The organism is Pontibacter arcticus, from assembly GCF_003284895.1.
Classification (GTDB): domain Bacteria; phylum Bacteroidota; class Bacteroidia; order Cytophagales; family Hymenobacteraceae; genus Pontibacter; species Pontibacter arcticus.
Genome location: NZ_QMDV01000001.1, coordinates 967,413 through 986,564, shown reverse-complemented (window position 1 = coordinate 986,564; position 19,152 = coordinate 967,413). Strand labels below are relative to the sequence as shown.

The following is a 19,152-nucleotide window of genomic DNA, read 5'->3' as shown; positions in this document are numbered from 1 at the left end:
AAGTATAGCACTTGTGTGTTGTGCCGATTAGTTGGTTTTACTTCTTTTTGCCGGATTTGGTTTAGCTCCGGTTAAGCGCCCACCTGCTCACCGCCGTTAATGTGTATGATCTGTCCGGTTATGTAAGAGGCATCGTCGGAAGCCAGGAAAACATAAGCCGGCGCTACTTCTGAAGGCTGGCCGGGGCGTTTTAACGGTACATCTTTCCCGAATTCCTTTACCTTGTCCGCATCAAACGAAGCCGGGATAAGCGGTGTCCAGATTGGGCCTGGTGCTACGCCATTCACGCGTATTTTTTTCTCGGCAAGGTTACCCGAAAGCGATCTTGTAAACGACGTAATGGCACCTTTGGTAGAGGCATAATCCATCAGGTGTTCGCTTCCTCGGTACGAGGTGACAGAAGTGGTGTTGATGATGCTGCTTCCTTCCTGCAAGTGCTCCAGTGCAGCTTTTGTCGTATAAAACATGCCGAAAATATTGGTCTGGAAGGTGCGTTGCAGTTGCTCAGCGGTAATATCTTTCAGGTCGGTTTGCTCGTGCTGCTCTGCTGCGTTGTTTACCAGTATGTTTAGTTTGCCGAGCTCCTTCACCGCTTTTTTTACGGCTTTCTGGCAGAAGGCTTCATCACCAATATCACCGGCTATAATCAGGCACTTGCGGCCTTCTTTCTCTACCATCTTTTTGGTATCCTTGGCATCTTTGTCCTCATTCAAGTATAAAATGGCCACATCAGCACCTTCGCGAGCAAAATGTACGGCCACGGCACGCCCGATACCACTGTCGCCGCCGGTTATAAGCGCTACTTTATCTTTCAGTTTGTCGCTTCCTTTATAGGATTCCCTGATCACTTCCGGCTCTGGGTTCATTTTATACTCATCGCCTGGTTGCTGGTCCTGCTCCTGGGCTGGTAAAGATTCTGGTTTGTTCTTCATAGTTTTGTTAGTTTAGCTTAGATTTAACCTGTTTCAGGAATTATACCTATACGCCTTGCACATGCCCTTGTTCTGATGGGCAGCTTATACTTGGCAGTTAATTTTAAATTATACTTTATGTGGATTGAAGAAGAAAACAAGCTGAAGCGTAACCTCACGTTTAAAGATTTTAAGCAAGCGATGGCTTTTATGAACACCGTAGCCGATATAGCCGAAGAAATGGACCATCACCCGTGGTGGAGCAATGTTTATAATAAGATCACAATCGAGCTGACTACGCACGATGCCGGTAATACCATTACCGACCGTGACCACAAACTGGCCCGCCAGATAGATGTGATCTATGACAGCATGAAGAGCGAATAGCGTTGAATGTTAGGATGGAGCTTGCTGTGTGTTGTGTAGGGACAGGTCGCGACCTGTCCTGATTGTGCTGCATGAACCTAACCGTTCAGAATTTAATTAGACAGTATTTCCGGAAATGATTATTCGGGAACGATTGGACAGGTCGCGACCTGTCCCTACAACAAATAATCAAGAACCAACCTTCCGGCAATTTAACCATCAACAATTCATTTTGTGTTATCTTTGGGGTATGCAGGAACAGGAAAAAACAAATTTATACTTGGTACCGACGCCTATCGGTAACCTTGAAGATATAACGCTCCGCGCCATCCGCATTCTGAAAGAAGTAGACGTGATTTTGGCAGAAGATACCCGTACCAGTGGCAAGTTGCTGCAGCATTACGGAATTGATAAACGCATGCACAGCCACCATTTGCATAACGAGCACAAAGCGACTAGTCATTTAGTGGACAGAATGAAAGCAGGAGAAGTGATGGCGCTGATTTCGGATGCAGGCACACCCGGCATTTCGGACCCTGGCTTTTACCTGGTGCGCGAATGCCTTAAAAACAACCTGAAGCTAGAATGTTTACCCGGTGCCACGGCTTTTGTTCCGGCATTGGTCAAGTCCGGTTTCGGTACCGATCGCTTTACGTTTGAGGGATTTCTGCCGATAAAAAAAGGCCGCCAGACGCGTTTGCAAAGCCTGGCCCAGGAAGAACGCACCATGATCTTTTACGAATCGCCGCACCGCCTGCTCAAAACGCTTACCCAGTTCAAAGAATTTTTCGGAGAAGACCGCCAAGCATCTGTTTCACGTGAAATTTCCAAGATGTTCGAAGAAACAATTAACGGCACTTTAACCGAACTGGTCGAACTATTTACGACAAAAGCGATCAAAGGCGAATTTGTACTGGTTGTTTCGGGTGCCAAGTCATCAAAAGAATCTAAAGAGTAGCGTTTAATACTTCTCATGAAAAATCACTTTTTAAAAGCCATACTGGTATTTATACTTTGTTTGTGTTCGTTCCGAGGCTGGGCGCAGTTCGAGGGGATGCAGCTGTCGCCGGATGCCAGAATCAGTCTGATTACCTGCTCCAGCGGCTCTGATCTGTATGCTATTTTCGGACACAGTGCCGTACGCGTACAGGACCCGGCCACCGGCATGGATGTTATCTTTAACTACGGTACGTTTGATTTTAACGAGCCAGGCTTTTACCTGAAATTTATCCGGGGTAAGCTTAACTACAAATTATCGGCGGCTCATTTCCAGGATTTCCTGTACAGCTACTCCCGCGATAACCGGTCGGTATACGAGCAGGTGCTTAACTTTACGCCGGAGCAAAAACTACAATACTGGAACTTCCTGACAAACAATTACCTGCCCGAAAATCGCTTTTACCTGTACGATTTCTTTTTTGATAACTGTGCCACCCGCATCCGCGATGGGGTAGAGGCTTCTTTCCCGAACCAGGTAACGTTTAACATTGCGAAGTTTGATAAGGATTACAGCTTCCGAAACCTGATCGATTTATACTTAGTGCCGCAGCCCTGGTCTGATTTCGGGATCGACCTGGCCTTAGGCGTGCCTATTGATAGAGAAGCTTCCCCGTACGAGTACATGTTTTTGCCGGATTATTTATCGGAAGGGTTTGCGAACGCCACACTTAGCCAAAACGGAAAAGTAACGCCACTTGTAGCACCGCGCACTACCTTGTTCGAGCAGGAGCCGGTTGCAGCAAGCAATGGTTTCTTTACGCCGGTTGTTGCCTGCTGGCTGCTCTTTGTAGTTATACTTGCTTTCACCATTTCGGATATAAAAAACAAAACGCGCAGCCGCAAACTGGATGTTATACTTTTCGCAACGGTTGGTTTACTAGGCGTGGTGTTGTTCCTGCTTTGGTTTGCCACCGACCATCAGGCGGCAGCCAATAACCTTAACCTGCTCTGGGCGTTGCCAACGCACCTTGTAGCTGCGTTTTTACTGGGAAGAACCAGTTTGCCTGCATGGTTTATAAAGTACCTGCACCTTACCGCCATACTGGTACTTATACTTTTTGTCTTCTTTGTAGCAGGGCCACAGAACCTGCATCCGGCAATTTTCCCAATTGCCCTATCCTTAATGATGCGAGCGGAGTATACTAGCTGGATATCAAAAAAGACATCCAAAGAAAAAGCACCACTCCATACACAAACAACGCTATGAACTTAGAGCAGATCTCACAAAACCTGAATATAATTGCACGCCGCGTAGGCAACTTCATTAAAACCGAAGGCGAAAGCTTCGACGTGGCAAAAGTAGAGATGAAGGGCTTTAATAACCTTGTTTCTTACGTGGATAAAGAGGCCGAGAAGCAACTCGTAGAAGCTCTGCGCGAGCTCTTGCCAGAAGCAGGTTTTATAACCGAAGAGGAAACCGATAATACCAAAGGCGAACGCTATAACTGGATAATCGACCCGCTGGATGGTACCACAAACTTTACGCACGGCCTGCCAAATTATTGTGTAAGCGTTGGCCTGACTGATGGCGACGACGTGGTAGTGGGCGTAGTATACGACCCGAACCGCGACGAATGCTTTTCGGCGCACAAAGGCGGCGGCGCCTTTTGCAATGATGCCCCCATTAAAGTATCCGAAGCACCCAAACTTGGCAATGCCCTGATCGCGACCGGCTTTCCATATTATGATTTTGGCCTGACGCAGCAATATTTACAGGTATTGGGCAGTTTTATGGGTAAGTCGCATGGGGTGCGCCGCTTGGGCTCTGCCGCGCTGGATCTGGTTTATGTAGCCATTGGCCGCTTCGAGGGCTTTTTTGAGTATAACCTGAACCCCTGGGATGTGGCCGGAGGCGCCATTATTGTGCAGGAAGCCGGTGGCAAAGTAACCAAGTTTACCGAAGGCGGCGACTATATTTTCGGACGCGAAATTGTGGCCAGCAACGGCAAAATCCATTCGGAAATGCTCGAAACTATTGCCGAACACTGGAAACAGCAGTTACCGTAAACTTTTTATACTTAGTCAGGGTTTTAAAGCTATGATACAGGAGCTTCTTATTCTCGTTGTTTTCTTAGTAGCGGCGTTTTACGTTGGGCGCGTTATCTATAGGGCTTTTAATGTAAAAGACGGTTGCGCAAAAGGCTGCGGCAGCTGCTCTACCATCGATTTCAAAAAGATTCAGAAAGAGCTGGACCAGAAAAAAGCGGCTTCACTTTAAGCATTTTATACTTCCTGCGTAAGCATTTATACTTTTTTGAAGCCTTAACTGTATCCTAAATCCTTTTTTGCGTATAGTTCTATACTCGAATACAGAACATCAAAAACGTAACGATATGGAAGATAAAGTTGAAGAAAGATCACTTGTAAACGTACTGAACCGCTTGCGTAAAGACGGTTATAAGAATGATTTTAAAGTAAATGCAGATGGCACACTTTGCACGATGGATGATAAAAGTGTGTTTTCAGTTGGCCAGGTGCGCATAGTAGATTTTTATCGTTTTGAAGGCGAAAGCAACCCGGATGATATGTCTATATTGTATGCCATCGAAACTGATAACGGCCTGAAAGGCACTATCTCAAACTCGTATGGCCCTTATGCCGATGAGAAAGTAGATAACTTCCTGAAGCAGGTGGAAGACTTAGGTAAGAACCTCGATAAAAGAGATAAGTAACAAAAAAGGCCGGTAAGTTTTACCGGCCTTTTTTGTTATCTGTTTATTCCCCGTCTTGCGGCTTATCGTTTTGCGCCTGCCCGTTCGTAACTTTCTGTAATTCTTCACTAAGCGTTTCTCCGCCTTTCATAGCAAAATCCATTGTCCGGATCGGGAACGGAATCGTAATACCCTCTCTGTCGAACGCCTTTTTTATGCGGATAATAGCATCACTTTTAGCGCTTACATAGTCAAACTGCCTTTTATACGTTACCCAGAACCGGACAACAAGATTGATGGAGCTATCACCAAACTCATCGTACATCACTTCAATATCACGTGTTTTTACGCGGTTCTTAACATCCTGCAACGTAGTAATAATTACCTGCTGTACTTTCTCCAGGTCTTCGGCAAACGATACACCCATATCCAGGTCTACGCGGCGCACATGCTGGTAAGAAAAGTTGGTAACCGGATTCTCGAACACCATCTTGTTAGGCAAACGCACCAGCTCACCGGTTGTTTTCCGGACATCCACGGTACGAAGCGTAATGCGTTCGATCATACCTAAATAACCGTTTGTTTCGATCATATCGCCTACACTAAACGGCTTTTGCACAGCTATGATAACGCCTGATATAAAGTTGGCAGCAATATCCTGAAAGGCAAAACCCAACGCTAAACCGATGATACCAACACCGGCCAGTAACGAGATAACTACTCCATCGAGTTGCAGCACACTCAGCACAAAGAAAAACCCCACCAGCAATATAGCAATGTAGATCAGGGTAGTAATCAGGTTATTAAGGGCAGCGCTGTGCGAGAAACGATTTATAAACCGTTCGATCCATTTGCGGAGGAGACGCGCGATATAAAAGGTCGCGATCAGGAGTACAAGCGCAATAAAGATGTTGGGTAACATTAGTACCAGGTGTTCGCCCCAGTTATTCAGCTTTTGCAGCAGTAAGTCTAAAGCATTGTTTATCGCTTTCATCTAACGTTTTTTTAAGATCAGGCCCATACTTTGGTACCTTCGGTACAGTTGCGGCACATCTCAATTTCGGCTCTGGAACGCAAAACTGATTGCCTGAACTGCTTATACTTGTTGCCGCGCCACAAATCCCTGAAACTGGTTCCTTTCAGATCGCCCAGCCTGTATTCAGCATCCTTATCAAAACAACAAGGCACCACCAGGCCATCCCAGGTAATGACGCACGAATGCCACATACGCCAGCAGTGGTTCAGGAGTTTATTTTTTATACTATAACTGCCATCTCCGTTGTTAGTGTAGCGGCTGTAATAATCAATGGTAGGTATCAGGGGAGAACCCTGCGCGTAATCGTAGATCTGAGCTGTTTTGAAAACCACTTCATCCACGCCCAGTTCCTGCGCCAGGTTTTTTACGTCTTCCAGCTGGTGCTCGTTAGGTTTTACTACCAAAAACTGAAACATAATATGCGGCGTTTTAGAACCGAGCTCTTTTTTCCATTTTACTACGTTTCTGGTTCCCTGTAATACCTTATCTAATTTGCCCCCCACGCGGTAAGCGGCATACGTGTTCTGGGTTGTGCCATCAATCGAAACGATCAGCCTGTCTAACCCGGATTCTACTGTTTGGCGTGCTGTTTCGTCATCGAGGTAATGTGCGTTAGTGGAGGTAGCTGTGTAAATGCCTTTGCCCGATGCATACTTTACCATCTGCAAAAAGTTTTTGTGCAAGTAAGGCTCTCCCTGAAAATAGAATACCAGGTATAAAAGCCGGCGGTGCAGCTCATCTATGGTTTGTCTGAACAGCTCAGGCTGTAACATACCGGTAGGGCGCGTAAAGGAGCGAAGCCCACTCGGGCACTCGGGACAGCGCAGATTACAAGAGGTAGTTGGCTCTAAGGATATACTTAAAGGCAAGCCCCAGTGCACCGCTTTACCGGATACTTTAGACACAATATAGCTGCTAACTACCTGCACGGCATTAAAGGCGCGTAGCGGTGTTAGTTTGGATAAAAAATTAAACCCATCTGTCAGGTTTGGTAGCATAGGGCAGCAAAGGTAAAACTAAAAAGGCTCTAAAAGCATTTTTGCTGCAAAGCAAAAGGGGCAGCCATGGCGGCTGCCCCACTAAAGTACAGGTTCTGGTTAAAAGTGCCAACAGGCCAGGCTTAGTAACGGAACAAAGCTTTTACGTTGCCATTGCCGTTGCTTACTTCGGCCATGCCATCGTAGCTGCTTACAAACACTTTCCCGCCTTGCTGTATGGTTTTAATGGCAGCCAGGTTAATCAGGTCGTGGTCGCCGCGCTGGTACTCCTCATGAATAACGGCAGTCGCATTTTTCTCATCATATAAGCCCCAAACTGGCTCGCTTGGTGAAATAAATAAGGTATCTACGCGGCCATGCACGGCTTCTGCAGCTACAGTTGCCAGATCCTCGGAGGTTACGCCGGTGCCAGCCACGTTTTCGTAGCGGCTAAGCGAGTCAGAATGGTTCTGGTGCATCATTGGTTTCACAAGCTCCAGCGCTTTTTCGTGCAGCGCATTCGGGCTAAGGCCTGCTGTGCTTTCATTTACATTGATGTTGCCCGGTACAATATGTTTATACTTGCTGAAGTTGCGGTAAATAGCGCAATAATGATCTACGCCAGCCAGCACCAGCGGTTCAGTTGCGTTATGCAAGATTTGCTGCAGGCTGTTGTCTATTTCCAGCATAAACTCGCGCACGCGTTCGTGCTCTTCATCGCCTTTCGTGCTACCGGCACCATGTACAATATTTGTTCCGTTGGTAGTGGTGGTTGAGTTATGGAAATCCTGGTCGTTGCCCTTGATATCAAACTTAAGGGCTTTGTTCATACTATCAGGTACAAAGCCAGCAATATCAATTGCCCGGATACGCTCTACTGTAGCTTCGTAGAAACTAACTTTTTCGCGGAACAGGTTAAGTATAAAGAAGCGGCCGTTCTGGCTCAGAATTGGTAAAAGCGGGGTAAAATAGAACTGATCCAGCACATACACTACATCCGGCATGGTTACGGGCACAGTATAGTGCGTCGAAAATCCTTTGGTAATAAATACAGCTAAACCTTCGGCCTGGTGGCGCCAGAAATTTGTATCGTCCAGCAATTCTTCAGCAGGTTTCAGGTAGGTCTCTATTTCGTTTTCAGGTACATCGTGGCGCTCCAGCAAGGTTCTGGCTTCCCTTATCTTGTTTTTAAAAAGTGTAGCATCCTGGCCATTCAGTGTTTCGTGGCCTGCGCGGTGCGTGGGTATGTAGATGGAAATACATAATGCATTCGGCGTACTTGTCTGTACATTGAGCAATTTCTCAATGTCTGTTTTGTTTATCAAAGCCATATGTAAACTGGATTTAGTTAAATATCTAACAATTAAAATAATCCTATAAAACTATCTGTAATTGAAGTAGATAGGTAAATTTAAAGTACGGATTAGTCGAAGAACAGTTTTTTATAGTGTAGTATGCCGTACGGAACGGTAAACAAACAGAAAGCCGCCTGTTGCCTATGGCACCGGGCGGCTTTCTGTTTAGATTTATACTTTGATTAACGCTTTCTATTTCCGGAAGTATGGGTATCAGTAAGTTATACTTTTAAAGTATGATTTTCTCTGTTTCTGATGAGAGGCTTTCTCTTATACTTTAATTTATACTTTATACTTACCCGAATAAGCTTCCGAAAACTTCTTCGAGCCTGCCAAACGCGTGGATTCTGATCGTGAATTTGCTCAGGTCTACGCCTTTCTTGTTATACTTTGAAATATAGATATCGGTAAAGCCCAGTTTTTCTGCTTCCGTGATGCGGTTTTCTACGCGGTTAACGGCACGCACTTCGCCACCCAACCCAACTTCTGCGGCAAAACAGGTGGTGCTGGGTATGGCTATATCCTCGAAAGACGAGAGTATGGACACACATACAGCCAGGTCCAGTGCCGGGTCTTCTACTTTCAAGCCGCCGGCAATGTTCAGGAACACGTCCTGTGCGCCCAGTTTGTAACCGCCTCTTTTCTCGAGTACGGCCAGCAGCATGTTCAGGCGTTTGCCATCAAAACCGGTGCTGGTGCGTTGTGGTGTGCCATACGTAGCAGGGCTAACCAGACTTTGTACTTCTATCAGTAAAGGCCGGTTTCCTTCCAGCGTTCCGCCGATGGATATGCCACTGAAAGCGTCTTCGCGTTGGGTAATCAGTATCTCGGAAGGGTTGCTTACTTCGCGCAGGCCGGAGCCCATCATTTCGTAAATGCCCAGTTCAGAAGTAGAGCCGAAGCGGTTTTTGGTAGTACGAAGTATGCGGTAGGTCATGTGGCGGTCGCCTTCGAACTGCAGCACCGTATCTACCATGTGTTCCAGAATTTTAGGCCCGGCCAGGTTGCCTTCTTTTGTAATGTGGCCGATCAGGAAAACAGGTGTGCCGCTTTCTTTTGCAAACTTCAGCAATTCGGCGGTACACTCGCGCACCTGGCTTACGCTGCCGGCACCTGCCTCAATAAACGTAGAATGCAGCGTCTGGATCGAGTCGATGATCAATACTTGTGGGCGCAGCAGTTCTATCTGTTTAAAAATATTCTGTGTGCCGGTTTCGGTCAGTATAAAGCAGTCTGAGGTTTGGGCTACAAGGCGTTCGGCGCGCATTTTTATCTGCTGCTCGCTTTCCTCGCCGCTCACATACAATACCCGTAAACTGCTCAAGGTTAAGGCTATTTGTAACATCAGCGTAGATTTGCCGATGCCCGGCTCGCCCCCGATCAGTACCATCGAACCCGGCACAATGCCACCACCTAGTACGCGGTTCAGTTCCTGGTCCTGGGTAATGATGCGTTGCTGCTCCTGGTAACTGATGTCGGCTATCGGCTTTGGCTTGCTGGATACCTGTGCGGAGCTGCTACCCACTTTCCAGGCACTGGTAGGCGTTACTTCTTCGCGCTGCACTACCTCTTCTACATAAGTATTCCATTCGCCGCAGGCCGGGCATTTACCAATCCATTTTGCTGATTGGGCGCCGCAGTTCTGGCAGAAGTACGATGTTTTTATTTTAGCCATATAGGTAGTGTGCTAATTCTTGAATGGGATAATATGCAAAGTATGATTCAGAGGCTAAGACGAACCTGTTTTATACTTGCTTCTTAACTTGCAACAGGCTTAAGTTTCTGGGTTTCTTGCTTGAAGTATACTTTAAAAGTTGTGCCTTTGTCCAGCTCACTGATTACCTCGATGCGGCCGCCGTTGTTTTCGATAATGCGCTTGATGATGTACAAGCCAATGCCGGTGCCCTCTACGTGCGTGTGCAAACGCCTGAACATGCTGAACAGTTTGTGCTGCTGGTCTTCTTTAATGCCGAGGCCGTTGTCAGACACCTCCATCACAATAAAGTTATCCTCCTGGTACGTACATACTTTCACAACCGGCACGCGTCCCGACGATCTATACTTTATACCATTGGATACCAGGTTGTAAATAATGCTGCGCAGGTTTTTAGGGGCATACAGAATCTGGTCTACTTTAAAATCGGTTTCAATGGTAGCACCGGATTCCTGCACGAGCGGCTCAATATCGGTGAGCACGTCCTGTAACTTGGCAGAGAATTTAAGCGGTTCCACTTCCGATTGCAGATCTTTCTGCACTTTGGTTATTTCGGCAAGGTCGGCAATGGTGCGTTTTAATTTGTTAATAGAGCTCGCGACCATATCCAGTACCTGCCCGTCCTGTTCTTCGAGTTTGCCCTGCAGTATATCGCGCAGCAGGGTAACCAGGCCTTCCATGTTGGCAATCGGCGATTTCAGGTCGTGCGATGCCGTATACACAAAGCTGTCCAGGTCGTTGTTGATGCGGAGCAGTTCTATATTTTTCTCGCTCAGCTCATCATTTGCAATTGCAATGTTTTTGCGTGTCTTAACAAGCTCGGTTACATCAACTGCAAAAATAAGAATTGCTTCCACGCCCCCCTTTACATCCAGCAGCGGCTGGTACACCAGGTTAAAGAAGCCGCTCATTACTTCATTGCCAGCTTCATCCTCTACCGTAACAGGCATTTCGTTGCCCACAAATACTTCGCCTGTGGCGTATACTTTTTCCAGGCGTTGCTTTAGTTTGCCTATTTCTGTTCTGCTGTGTGCTTCCTGTATGGTTTTGCCTACCAGTTGCCTGTTGCCGTAAAGCTGCCTGTAAAGCGGGTTTGCCAATACATACTGGAAATCCGGTACGCGCACCAGCCCTACCACTGCAGGTACCTCCAGGAAGAGTTTCTGGAGTAACTCTGCGTTCTGTTTTATCTTTTGTTCGGCCTTCTTTATTTCTGTGATATCGATGATCGAACTGATGTGGCCCAGAAACTCGTTATTTGCGCCCAGGCGTGGCGTGTTGGTACCCACAACCCATCTATACTTTCCATCGCGACGGCGCATGCGGTACTCTACCCGGAAAGCGGATTTATCTACCACTGCCTTCGAGAATATCTCATTAAACCCTGCAAGGTCTTTTGGATGAATAAGCTGTTGCCAGCCCTGAGTTTTTGTTTCGTGGAGGGTTAGCCCAGTAAAATCGATCCATTGTTTGTTGCCGTACATGACCTGTTTCCGGTCATCTGTAATCCGGATCATAACGGGGGCATTATCAGCCATCATCCTGAAACGCTTTTCGCTTTCTACAATCGCTTCCTGGGCGCGTTTCTCGTTCGTTATATCCCGCGCTTCGATAATGGCGTATGCTTCGCGGCCACTTTCCAGTATCGGTTGTACTTCACAGGATACATTCAAGGCTGAGCCATCTTTCCGGAAAAAGACTGTTTCGTAGTTATGCAAAGGTCCGCTAACGGTAAGTGCTGTGTACATCGGGCAATCAGATGCAGGCATCGGCCTCCCGTCCGGATACTTGTAATGCAGTTTATTGTGCAAGGTATCTTCTGCCATTTCCTCGAACGTAAAGCCTGTCATTTTCTCAGCGGCCGGGTTCATAAAGGTACAGTAGCCTTTCGAGTTAATGATAAAAAGCGCTGCAGTGGCATTATCGGTAATGGTTTGTTTCAGGCGGTTGGAGCGGCGCACATTAGAAAGCGACCAGATAATAAAGAACATCAGCAGGCTAATGATACTGCCACCTACCAGAATAAAGAAAGGCAACTCCGAATCTGCTGACTGATCGAAGCGTGGCTTGCCGGTTATGTAAAGCCGCCAGGTATGGTTACCGATTGTTAAGGTATTAAGCCTAGTATATTCTCTGCTCTTGGTGCCATAAAGCAGGTTAGGCGTAGTGCTGTAGATCAATCCTTTTTTGGTGATATTGGCGCCATCATACACTTCCACGTCCAGGTCATTAAAATCATCCCCTAAAATAGCGCGCATCAGGTCGCCTGCCCTGAACGGGCTGTATATGTACCCTTTAATTAACTTCTGGCGGTCAGTTATCGATTGCGGGTCCAGATTCTTGCGGTAAACAGGCAGGTAAATAAGGAAGCCGGTCTGCTCGTTTTTACCGGTTTCCTGCACCAGCCGTACCTTTGCACTCATGGTTGCCTGTTTGGTATCGCGGGCCATACGCATCGCCGACTGGCGTACCGGATCCGAAAACATATCGTACCCAAAAGCACGCCTGTTGCGCGCATTAAAAGGCTCCAGGTAAATAATGGCTGTATATTCGGGGCGCTTGCCACGGGGCGTTATTACGAAATCCGGAAAGCCTTCTGCTATTAAGTTTTGCTTTACTTTTCTTAGTTCTCCGGGCCTGATACTTTGTGTGTAGCCAATGCCTTGTATGCCCGGGTAGTTCTCATCCAGGTTCAGGTTTTTGTAATACTCCCGCCATGCTTTGCGCTCTACTGTATCGGAGGCAACAAACAGCGCTTTTGCGCCTACCAGTATTTGTATATAATCATACATTCTGGATTTGATCGCTTCCGTGGCCTGGTTAGCCCGGACGTCAAATAATTTCGCACTTCGTTCTTCCGCCTTCTTGCTTGTTTCCTGGTACACGAAAATGGTCAGCAGAAAAATCAGCAGAAAAGAAAGAATTGCGATAAGGTAATCCCGTATAAATGAAGTTAAATAATTAAATTTCATGTGTTGAAAACTAACGAAGAAGCTGGCAGCCAAGTTGGCTGAGGCTGCTGCTATACCTGGCGACAGGAAATGCCCCTTAAGCACTTTTACCCCAAATGTACTAAAAAAAGCACTTTGTTCCTTTACAAAAAAAGTATAAAAAAAATTCGATTGCTGCGCATTAGTACACCTGCTACTTCACCTGGCAACACGGATTTTAAAGCATGCAACATTTATAAAGTATAAAAATCAACGTTACATATAGCCTGTAAATATGAGATCAATGCAGCAATGGTTTGATGAATATGGACAAAGCCACCAGAACGAAACAAACAAGCTGATCCACTGGATCTGTGTTCCGCTTATCTTCTTCAGCGTAATCGGGCTGCTGGCAAGTATACCTGCCGGTGTTTTAAAAGCGCCTTTCCCGGCGCAACTGCAGCCTTATATCCATTTTGGTACAATACTGGTGCTGCTTGGCCTTCTTTTTTACCTCCGGATTTCGGTTGCTATGTTTGCGGGCATGGCGGTTGTTTGCGGCCTTGTGCTGTGGCTGATCCATGCGCTGGACAATGCTACAGAAACTCCGGTCTGGCTTATCAGCCTGGTTATTTTTATACTTGCCTGGATCGGGCAGTTTTACGGGCATAAAGTAGAAGGCGCAAAACCATCGTTTTTTAAGGACCTGCAGTTCCTGATGATCGGACCGGCCTGGTTACTTGGATTTATTTACCGAAAATTGGGTATACCGTATTAACTTTACGGTTTTATACCTGACCCTATGCTCGAGATCTTAAAAAGCCTGCTGTTAAGTTTTTTTGTAATTGCAGTGTTGCTGCCTGTTGTGCGGTTTGTGACCCGGAAAGTAACGTCCGGTGTTTCTAACGAATCCATAACGGAAAGCGAAGTAAAGTATATGCAACGCCAGGAATGGAAACTGATGCTGTTATACTTTTTCTTTACCAGCGCGATCGCCGTTTTCAGTGCGGGCGTATTATCGTTGCTGGCCAGTGGGTTGCATAACTCCCAGGACCATTTATACTTGCTTACCCCCAATTTCAGGGCGATGTTTATGCCTGGCTTACTCATCGGGCTTATACTCGCCATACTGCCGCTCTGGTGGACGCGCAATACCGTGTTGGGCGAAGATGCAGAGCTTTACCAGGCATACCTGCAGCAGCAGGAAGGCCTGCGATCTAAGCGCACTTATACGTTTATACTACTGTTTTTGCTGGTTATAGCCGGCGCCATTACTTGGTACGCCACCCGCTGGCACATCACTATCAATAAGCAGCAAATGACCATCACGGATTATACGCTCAAGCAAAAAACACTTCAGCATAGCAATATCAGCAGCATCCAGTTTCTGGGCAAAGAAGGCGAGTACATCATCACGTTTACAGACGGCACCATCCTGAACACTTCATACCTGAAACCGGTGCAGTTCGAAACTATTGCCCTGCTGGCGCAGCAATCCGGAAAGCGGGTAATGCGTTAGGCTTCCTTTATTTCTGAAAGTATTGCTTAATTTATACTTACTGATCAGTGAGTTATCTCCGGTATTCTGCAATTACTTATCTTTGTGCTGATTTTTGAGAAGTATAAAATGAAGTATAAATTACTGCTGTTGCTCTTACTCTGCCACGTAACAGCCATCGCCCAGAAAAATACCATTACCGTTACAGACCGAAGTATAACTGTGCCGGCCGCCATACAGGTACAGCAACCGCAGGAGGGCCTGTACTATGGTTTCCAGATGGGTGATGTTGTTTTGCTGAACATCGAACCTGAAAAAACCGGACAAACCTTTCAGCTCGAAATAAAGGAGTATGCCTCCGGGGCAGTGGTGTACGCAGCCAGCAACTTAAAAAGAGTAAAAGACCTGAAACTGACCGTTCCGAAGAAAACCATTTACCAGTTTATACTTTCCTCGGCTTCGGGGCAGGCTATTACGGCCAGGTTGCTATTGAAGCGCCAACCCGCCAAAGAAGAAAACCGCTATTTCAACGCCAACGTTACCTGGCAAAACCGCCCCGATACCACCTGGACCACTGTTACGGAAAAAGTACTGGTGAAAGGCGAGCTGGTGCCTGCTGTATTAGTTGATAAAACATTCAGGGTTGCTTCGATGGCAAATTTAAGCCCCAGCCGTGTATCGGTGCCATTTAAGCTGCCGGCCAATACGGTGCATTGGGTGTATTGGATAGGCGTAGGGCAGGAGTCGGTGGAGCAGCTGAAGAACATGACAGGCATAGCGGCTAAAGGTGCGGCTGCACTTGCATCGGCTACTGTTAGCCCGGTGGTTGGCTTCGGCCTGGGCCTGATCCCAACGTTACCGCAAGTGAACGCCTCCGGAAGTATAGATTATTATTTCATGAACCGCACCTCCGCCGAAAAGTATGTAAAAGACGAGGAAGGCTGGAAATATTATCCGTTCGCGCAAGGCACCGGCATTATCTCAGACTATAAAAAAGTGCTGCCTACCGAAACGCCTAAAACACCGGACGGAACCCTTTACGCCACTTTCCGGAACAGCAATACCGTTACCGGCCTTGATATTACGCTGAAAGTTGTAGCCTTCGAGCAGGAAAAGAAGTATGAGAATAGACAGGTGCACAAACCGGTTAAAGTTGTGCAAAAGCAGATGCCAGTTTTCGGAGAAAACTGAGGTTATGAGTGCCGAATTCTAAGTCGCGAGTTGATATACTATACTTGTCATCCCGAGTGTGGCGAGAGATCTGGCTCAGATAAAAGCCGGTTTAGATTTCTCACGTAGTTCGAAATGACAAAACAAAATACTCACATAAGCGCAGGAACTAACAAATAAAGTATAACTCGTAACTCAGCACTCAAGACTCTGAACTCTTTTTATTAGTTTTACCGCAGTTAATTGATTCTTTAAACTAACGATAATCAACATGCAGTTTCGCGTAGAAAAAGACACAATGGGACCTGTAGAGGTGCCCGCAGACAAATACTGGGGTGCCCAGACACAGCGCTCAAAAGATAACTTTACCATCGGTGGCCAACTAATGCCGAAAGAAGTGATTGAGGCGTTCGCTATACTTAAGAAAGCTGCTGCACAGGCAAATGCGCAACTTGGCGTACTGGCACAGGATAAAGCAGACATCATTTCGACTGTATGCGACGAGATTCTGGAAGGCAAACTGGCCGATCAGTTTCCGTTGGTTGTATGGCAGACAGGCTCGGGTACGCAATCGAACATGAACGTGAACGAAGTGGTGGCTAACCGCGCACACGTGGTGTTAGGCGGCGACCTGATGGACGAGAAAAAGAAGATTCACCCGAACGATGATGTAAACAAATCACAATCTTCGAACGATACCTTCCCGACGGCGATGCACATTGCTGCTTACAAAAAAGTAGTAGAGCATACCTTGCCAATGGTAAAGAAACTGCGCGACACGCTGCACAGCAAATCTGAAGCCTACATGGATGTAGTGAAAATTGGCCGTACGCACCTGATGGATGCCACGCCGCTTACACTAGGCCAGGAGCTTTCGGGTTACGTGAAGCAGCTGGAATATGGCATGAAAGCGTTAGGTAATACACTGGACCACCTGAAAGATTTAGCCCTTGGCGGATCTGCGGTTGGTACCGGCCTGAACACGCCTGCCGGTTATGCTGAGTTGGTTGCTGAGAAAATATCGCAGTATGCCGGCCACGAATTCCGTACGGCTCCTAATAAATTCGAAGCCCTTGCCGCACACGATGCGATGGTAGAAACGTCTGGCGCCTTAAAGCAACTGGCTGTTTCGTTGATGAAGATCGCCAACGATATCCGTTTGCTGGCTTCTGGTCCGCGTTCCGGTATTGCTGAGATCCTGATCCCGGAAAACGAGCCGGGTTCTTCTATCATGCCGGGCAAAGTTAACCCAACACAAGCCGAAGCCATGACCATGGTTTGCGCGCAGGTAATTGGTAACGACGTAGCGATTTCGGTGGGTGGCATGAACGGCCATTTCGAACTGAACGTGTTTAAGCCGGTGATGATCTTTAACCTGCTGATGAGCGCCCAGCTGATCGGAGACGCCTGCGACTCGTTCGACAAGCATTGCGCGGTAGGTATCGAGCCAAACACAGCCCGCATCAAAGAAAACCTGGAGAACTCGCTGATGCTGGTAACGGCTCTTAACCCGCACATCGGTTACGACAATGCCGCCAAAATCGCGAAGAAAGCCCACAAAGAAGGTACAACACTTCGCCAGGCAGCCATCGCTTTAGAACTGCTAACCAACGAGCAATACGACGAGTGGGTGAAACCGGAAGATATGATCGGCAGCTTGAAGTAAGCTTGAGACGCTAGATATTAGACGTTAGACACAAGATTTTATACTTGTGTTATAGATAAAAGCAGCTCTGAAAGGGGCTGCTTTTTTATGTTTATCTTTAGAAATAACAAGTAAGCTTTTCTTATCTTTAAAGGAATATAAAAACTATAGATCATGAGCTTTCTATCACCTGAAGTAAATCAGATTAGACAAAGTATAATTGATATTGATGACAGTTATAATAATGCTTGGGATATAATTGCCGAGTTAACACAAAATGCAGTTGATGCAATTAAGAAGTCTATTACAGGTGGTGAAATTCAAATTTTAATAGATTCTATCAACAAATCAATTAAGATCAAAGATAATGGAGTAGGAATTTCTCCAAACGATCTCCCTGTTCTTCTTAGGCCTTTCAGTACTAATAAAAGAAATGATTCTATAACTATTGGAGAGAAAGGTGTTGGACTAACCTTTGTCATGTTTTCATCTAATTATTTTGAAATAACTACTAGTAACAATAATGGTTCATCAAAAGGAATCCTTAAAGACGCATTTAATTGGAAAAACAGTACAAATGAGGAACTAATAGATTTAGAAGTTACAGAAATAGAGCCTCATATCCAAGGAACAACTGTACTCATAAAAGATGTGAGGAATACTCCTATATTCAACTTATCCTTTGATCAAATAAAATATATTTTAAGAAGCCGGACTGCAATTGGTAATACTGATTATTTATGGTTTGGTGATTCTAAAATCAAAGTCACTGTGCAGTTTATTGATCAAAATGGTAATGAACATATCGAGGAAGTACCATTTAAATATTTCTATCTTCCAAAAGAGTTAGAAAAAAGTTATTCAATTGATTTAGATGATTTTGTAGAGTATGCAAAGTCTGCTGATCGTACTGATATTGAAAAAAGAAACAAACTGAAGAATAAGATTATCTATAAAATTGGCAAATACCAACACTCTGATAATCGAGAGATAAAATATACTGCTTTCTTCATTCCTAAAAGAAAACTTTGGAATGATTTATCTATACAATTCAATTTATGTACTGAAGAAAATTTAAAGGATGAAAAGTGGCTTGATAACTTTAGTTACGCTTTACTCAACGAAGGAATTTATACTTCAGTAAAAGGTATGCCAACAGGGATTAAAATAGATCACCCAACTACAGGATATGCTGGATATTGGTCAAACATTTTCATTCTTTTCGAGGACAAAGCTCTAAAATTTGATATTGGCAGAAAATCAATTCATGGCATGCAAGCCCGTATTTATAAGGAATATTCAAGAGATATCTTCAATCAATTTCTTAAGTATATAACGAAGTACGTATCAGGAGAGGTAAGAGTTGATACCCAGTGGGATAGAGATCAAGTTTTTGCAGAAATTGATACAATGTTAGATTTAAATGCTGAAGGAATAAAATTACAAAAGAACCCAAAGGATCAAGAAGCAAGTGTTGCGGCATTATTCTTTGAATGTATCGGTAATGGCAAAATATCTGAAATTATACCATTGACTTCTGGCTATCGAAATAAGTACGATTTGTATGCTAAATGGGGTCATAAAAAAGTTATTATAGAATTCAAATCTCGCTTAAGAAACATATTGAAGGATTTCAATGACGAAAGGAAGATGTTTGACGAAATGAATTGTGTTGTATGCTGGAATGTAAGCGAGGAAGATCAAACCGAATTTAATAGACGTGGTATTGAATTAGAAGAAATATCAACACATGCTTGGGATGAAGATGAAAACTTCCCTAATTCTACTCACAAGCTCTTACTTTCAGGATATATAAAACCAATATATGTTGTTGATATGAAGAAAATTTTAAACAATTAGAGATATTCTAATAAACATTTTTATTAGCCTAGCTTTAGCA

At 45.4% G+C, this 19,152-nt stretch carries 17 protein-coding genes; 11 read left to right on the top strand and 6 right to left on the bottom strand.

The features are described 5' to 3' along the window. Positions 1–71 precede the first annotated feature (71 nt). Positions 72–932 carry an SDR family oxidoreductase gene (locus DP923_RS04410; RefSeq protein WP_112304569.1) on the bottom strand — a complete coding sequence of 287 codons (861 nt, stop codon included), beginning with the start codon at positions 930–932 and terminating at the stop codon, positions 72–74. A 117-nt stretch (positions 933–1,049) separates the two neighbouring features. On the opposite strand from DP923_RS04410, the gene DP923_RS04405 reads away from it, so the two are divergent. The 6 genes from DP923_RS04405 to DP923_RS04380 all read left to right on the top strand — a co-directional run bounded on the left by DP923_RS04405 (position 1,050) and on the right by DP923_RS04380 (position 4,948). Beyond that, positions 1,050–1,298: a 4a-hydroxytetrahydrobiopterin dehydratase gene (locus DP923_RS04405; RefSeq protein WP_112304814.1), complete on the top strand. Its 249-nt coding sequence runs from the start codon at positions 1,050–1,052 to the stop codon at positions 1,296–1,298. A gap of 229 nt (positions 1,299–1,527) precedes the next feature. Further along, positions 1,528–2,235 carry a 16S rRNA (cytidine(1402)-2'-O)-methyltransferase gene (gene rsmI, locus DP923_RS04400; RefSeq protein WP_112304568.1) on the top strand — a complete coding sequence of 236 codons (708 nt, stop codon included), beginning with the start codon at positions 1,528–1,530 and terminating at the stop codon, positions 2,233–2,235. Positions 2,236–2,250: 15 nt separating this feature from the next. After that, on the top strand, positions 2,251–3,483 hold the full coding sequence (locus tag DP923_RS04395) for an Lnb N-terminal periplasmic domain-containing protein (protein WP_112304567.1): 1,233 nt from the start codon (positions 2,251–2,253) through the stop codon (positions 3,481–3,483). After that, positions 3,480–4,283 carry an inositol monophosphatase family protein gene (locus DP923_RS04390; protein WP_112304566.1) on the top strand — a complete coding sequence of 268 codons (804 nt, stop codon included), beginning with the start codon at positions 3,480–3,482 and terminating at the stop codon, positions 4,281–4,283. The genes DP923_RS04395 and DP923_RS04390 overlap by 4 nt, the downstream gene beginning before the upstream one ends. A gap of 31 nt (positions 4,284–4,314) precedes the next feature. Then, positions 4,315–4,494 (top strand): FeoB-associated Cys-rich membrane protein, encoded by a 180-nt coding sequence (locus DP923_RS04385; protein ID WP_112304565.1) that lies wholly within the window; start codon positions 4,315–4,317, stop codon positions 4,492–4,494. A gap of 115 nt (positions 4,495–4,609) precedes the next feature. Continuing rightward, on the top strand, positions 4,610–4,948 hold the full coding sequence (locus tag DP923_RS04380) for a hypothetical protein (protein ID WP_112304564.1): 339 nt from the start codon (positions 4,610–4,612) through the stop codon (positions 4,946–4,948). 43 nt (positions 4,949–4,991) lie between these two features. Here the strand turns inward: DP923_RS04380 and DP923_RS04375 are convergent, their stop codons facing one another. From DP923_RS04375 to DP923_RS04355, 5 genes are all read right to left on the bottom strand, one after another. After that, positions 4,992–5,921: a mechanosensitive ion channel family protein gene (locus DP923_RS04375; RefSeq protein WP_112304563.1), complete on the bottom strand. Its 930-nt coding sequence runs from the start codon at positions 5,919–5,921 to the stop codon at positions 4,992–4,994. A gap of 17 nt (positions 5,922–5,938) precedes the next feature. Then, positions 5,939–6,961: an SPASM domain-containing protein gene (locus DP923_RS04370; RefSeq protein WP_112304562.1), complete on the bottom strand. Its 1,023-nt coding sequence runs from the start codon at positions 6,959–6,961 to the stop codon at positions 5,939–5,941. Between the two features lie 122 nt (positions 6,962–7,083). Continuing rightward, on the bottom strand, positions 7,084–8,271 hold the full coding sequence (locus tag DP923_RS04365; protein ID WP_112304561.1) for a baeRF3 domain-containing protein: 1,188 nt from the start codon (positions 8,269–8,271) through the stop codon (positions 7,084–7,086). A gap of 319 nt (positions 8,272–8,590) precedes the next feature. After that, positions 8,591–9,970: a DNA repair protein RadA gene (radA, locus tag DP923_RS04360; RefSeq protein WP_112304560.1), complete on the bottom strand. Its 1,380-nt coding sequence runs from the start codon at positions 9,968–9,970 to the stop codon at positions 8,591–8,593. Positions 9,971–10,053: 83 nt separating this feature from the next. Further along, a complete protein-coding gene (locus DP923_RS04355) occupies positions 10,054–12,981 on the bottom strand; it encodes a CHASE domain-containing protein (protein WP_112304813.1) in 2,928 nt (975 codons plus the stop codon). Between the two features lie 253 nt (positions 12,982–13,234). Here DP923_RS04355 and DP923_RS04350 point away from each other — a divergent pair, with 253 nt between their 5' ends. The 5 genes from DP923_RS04350 (at position 13,235) to DP923_RS04330 (ending at position 19,112) form a co-directional block, all read left to right on the top strand. Further along, positions 13,235–13,717 (top strand): Mpo1 family 2-hydroxy fatty acid dioxygenase, encoded by a 483-nt coding sequence (locus DP923_RS04350; RefSeq protein ID WP_112304559.1) that lies wholly within the window; start codon positions 13,235–13,237, stop codon positions 13,715–13,717. A 24-nt stretch (positions 13,718–13,741) separates the two neighbouring features. Continuing rightward, positions 13,742–14,458 (top strand): hypothetical protein, encoded by a 717-nt coding sequence (locus DP923_RS04345; protein ID WP_112304558.1) that lies wholly within the window; start codon positions 13,742–13,744, stop codon positions 14,456–14,458. A gap of 108 nt (positions 14,459–14,566) precedes the next feature. Next, a complete protein-coding gene (locus tag DP923_RS04340; protein ID WP_112304557.1) occupies positions 14,567–15,628 on the top strand; it encodes a hypothetical protein in 1,062 nt (353 codons plus the stop codon). A 250-nt stretch (positions 15,629–15,878) separates the two neighbouring features. Beyond that, positions 15,879–17,273: a class II fumarate hydratase gene (gene fumC, locus DP923_RS04335; RefSeq protein WP_112304556.1), complete on the top strand. Its 1,395-nt coding sequence runs from the start codon at positions 15,879–15,881 to the stop codon at positions 17,271–17,273. Positions 17,274–17,426: 153 nt separating this feature from the next. After that, positions 17,427–19,112: an ATP-binding protein gene (locus DP923_RS04330; protein WP_112304555.1), complete on the top strand. Its 1,686-nt coding sequence runs from the start codon at positions 17,427–17,429 to the stop codon at positions 19,110–19,112. Positions 19,113–19,152: the final 40 nt, after the last annotated feature.

Bases quoted from the DNA above. Each gene is read 5' to 3' on its own strand.
- DP923_RS04345 (WP_112304558.1), top strand. From the start codon at position 13,742: ATGCTCGAGATCTTAAAAAGCCTGCTGTTAAGTTTTTTTGTAATTGCA.
- DP923_RS04410 (WP_112304569.1), bottom strand. From the start codon at position 932: ATGAAGAACAAACCAGAATCTTTACCAGCCCAGGAGCAGGACCAGCAA.
- DP923_RS04375 (WP_112304563.1), bottom strand. From the start codon at position 5,921: ATGAAAGCGATAAACAATGCTTTAGACTTACTGCTGCAAAAGCTGAAT.
- DP923_RS04355 (WP_112304813.1), bottom strand. From the start codon at position 12,981: ATGAAATTTAATTATTTAACTTCATTTATACGGGATTACCTTATCGCA.
- DP923_RS04340 (WP_112304557.1), top strand. From the start codon at position 14,567: ATGAAGTATAAATTACTGCTGTTGCTCTTACTCTGCCACGTAACAGCC.
- rsmI (WP_112304568.1), top strand. From the start codon at position 1,528: ATGCAGGAACAGGAAAAAACAAATTTATACTTGGTACCGACGCCTATC.
- DP923_RS04385 (WP_112304565.1), top strand. From the start codon at position 4,315: ATGATACAGGAGCTTCTTATTCTCGTTGTTTTCTTAGTAGCGGCGTTT.
- DP923_RS04350 (WP_112304559.1), top strand. From the start codon at position 13,235: ATGAGATCAATGCAGCAATGGTTTGATGAATATGGACAAAGCCACCAG.
- radA (WP_112304560.1), bottom strand. From the start codon at position 9,970: ATGGCTAAAATAAAAACATCGTACTTCTGCCAGAACTGCGGCGCCCAA.
- DP923_RS04330 (WP_112304555.1), top strand. From the start codon at position 17,427: ATGAGCTTTCTATCACCTGAAGTAAATCAGATTAGACAAAGTATAATT.
- DP923_RS04405 (WP_112304814.1), top strand. From the start codon at position 1,050: ATGTGGATTGAAGAAGAAAACAAGCTGAAGCGTAACCTCACGTTTAAA.
- DP923_RS04365 (WP_112304561.1), bottom strand. From the start codon at position 8,271: ATGGCTTTGATAAACAAAACAGACATTGAGAAATTGCTCAATGTACAG.
- DP923_RS04395 (WP_112304567.1), top strand. From the start codon at position 2,251: ATGAAAAATCACTTTTTAAAAGCCATACTGGTATTTATACTTTGTTTG.
- DP923_RS04370 (WP_112304562.1), bottom strand. From the start codon at position 6,961: ATGCTACCAAACCTGACAGATGGGTTTAATTTTTTATCCAAACTAACA.
- DP923_RS04390 (WP_112304566.1), top strand. From the start codon at position 3,480: ATGAACTTAGAGCAGATCTCACAAAACCTGAATATAATTGCACGCCGC.
- fumC (WP_112304556.1), top strand. From the start codon at position 15,879: ATGCAGTTTCGCGTAGAAAAAGACACAATGGGACCTGTAGAGGTGCCC.
- DP923_RS04380 (WP_112304564.1), top strand. From the start codon at position 4,610: ATGGAAGATAAAGTTGAAGAAAGATCACTTGTAAACGTACTGAACCGC.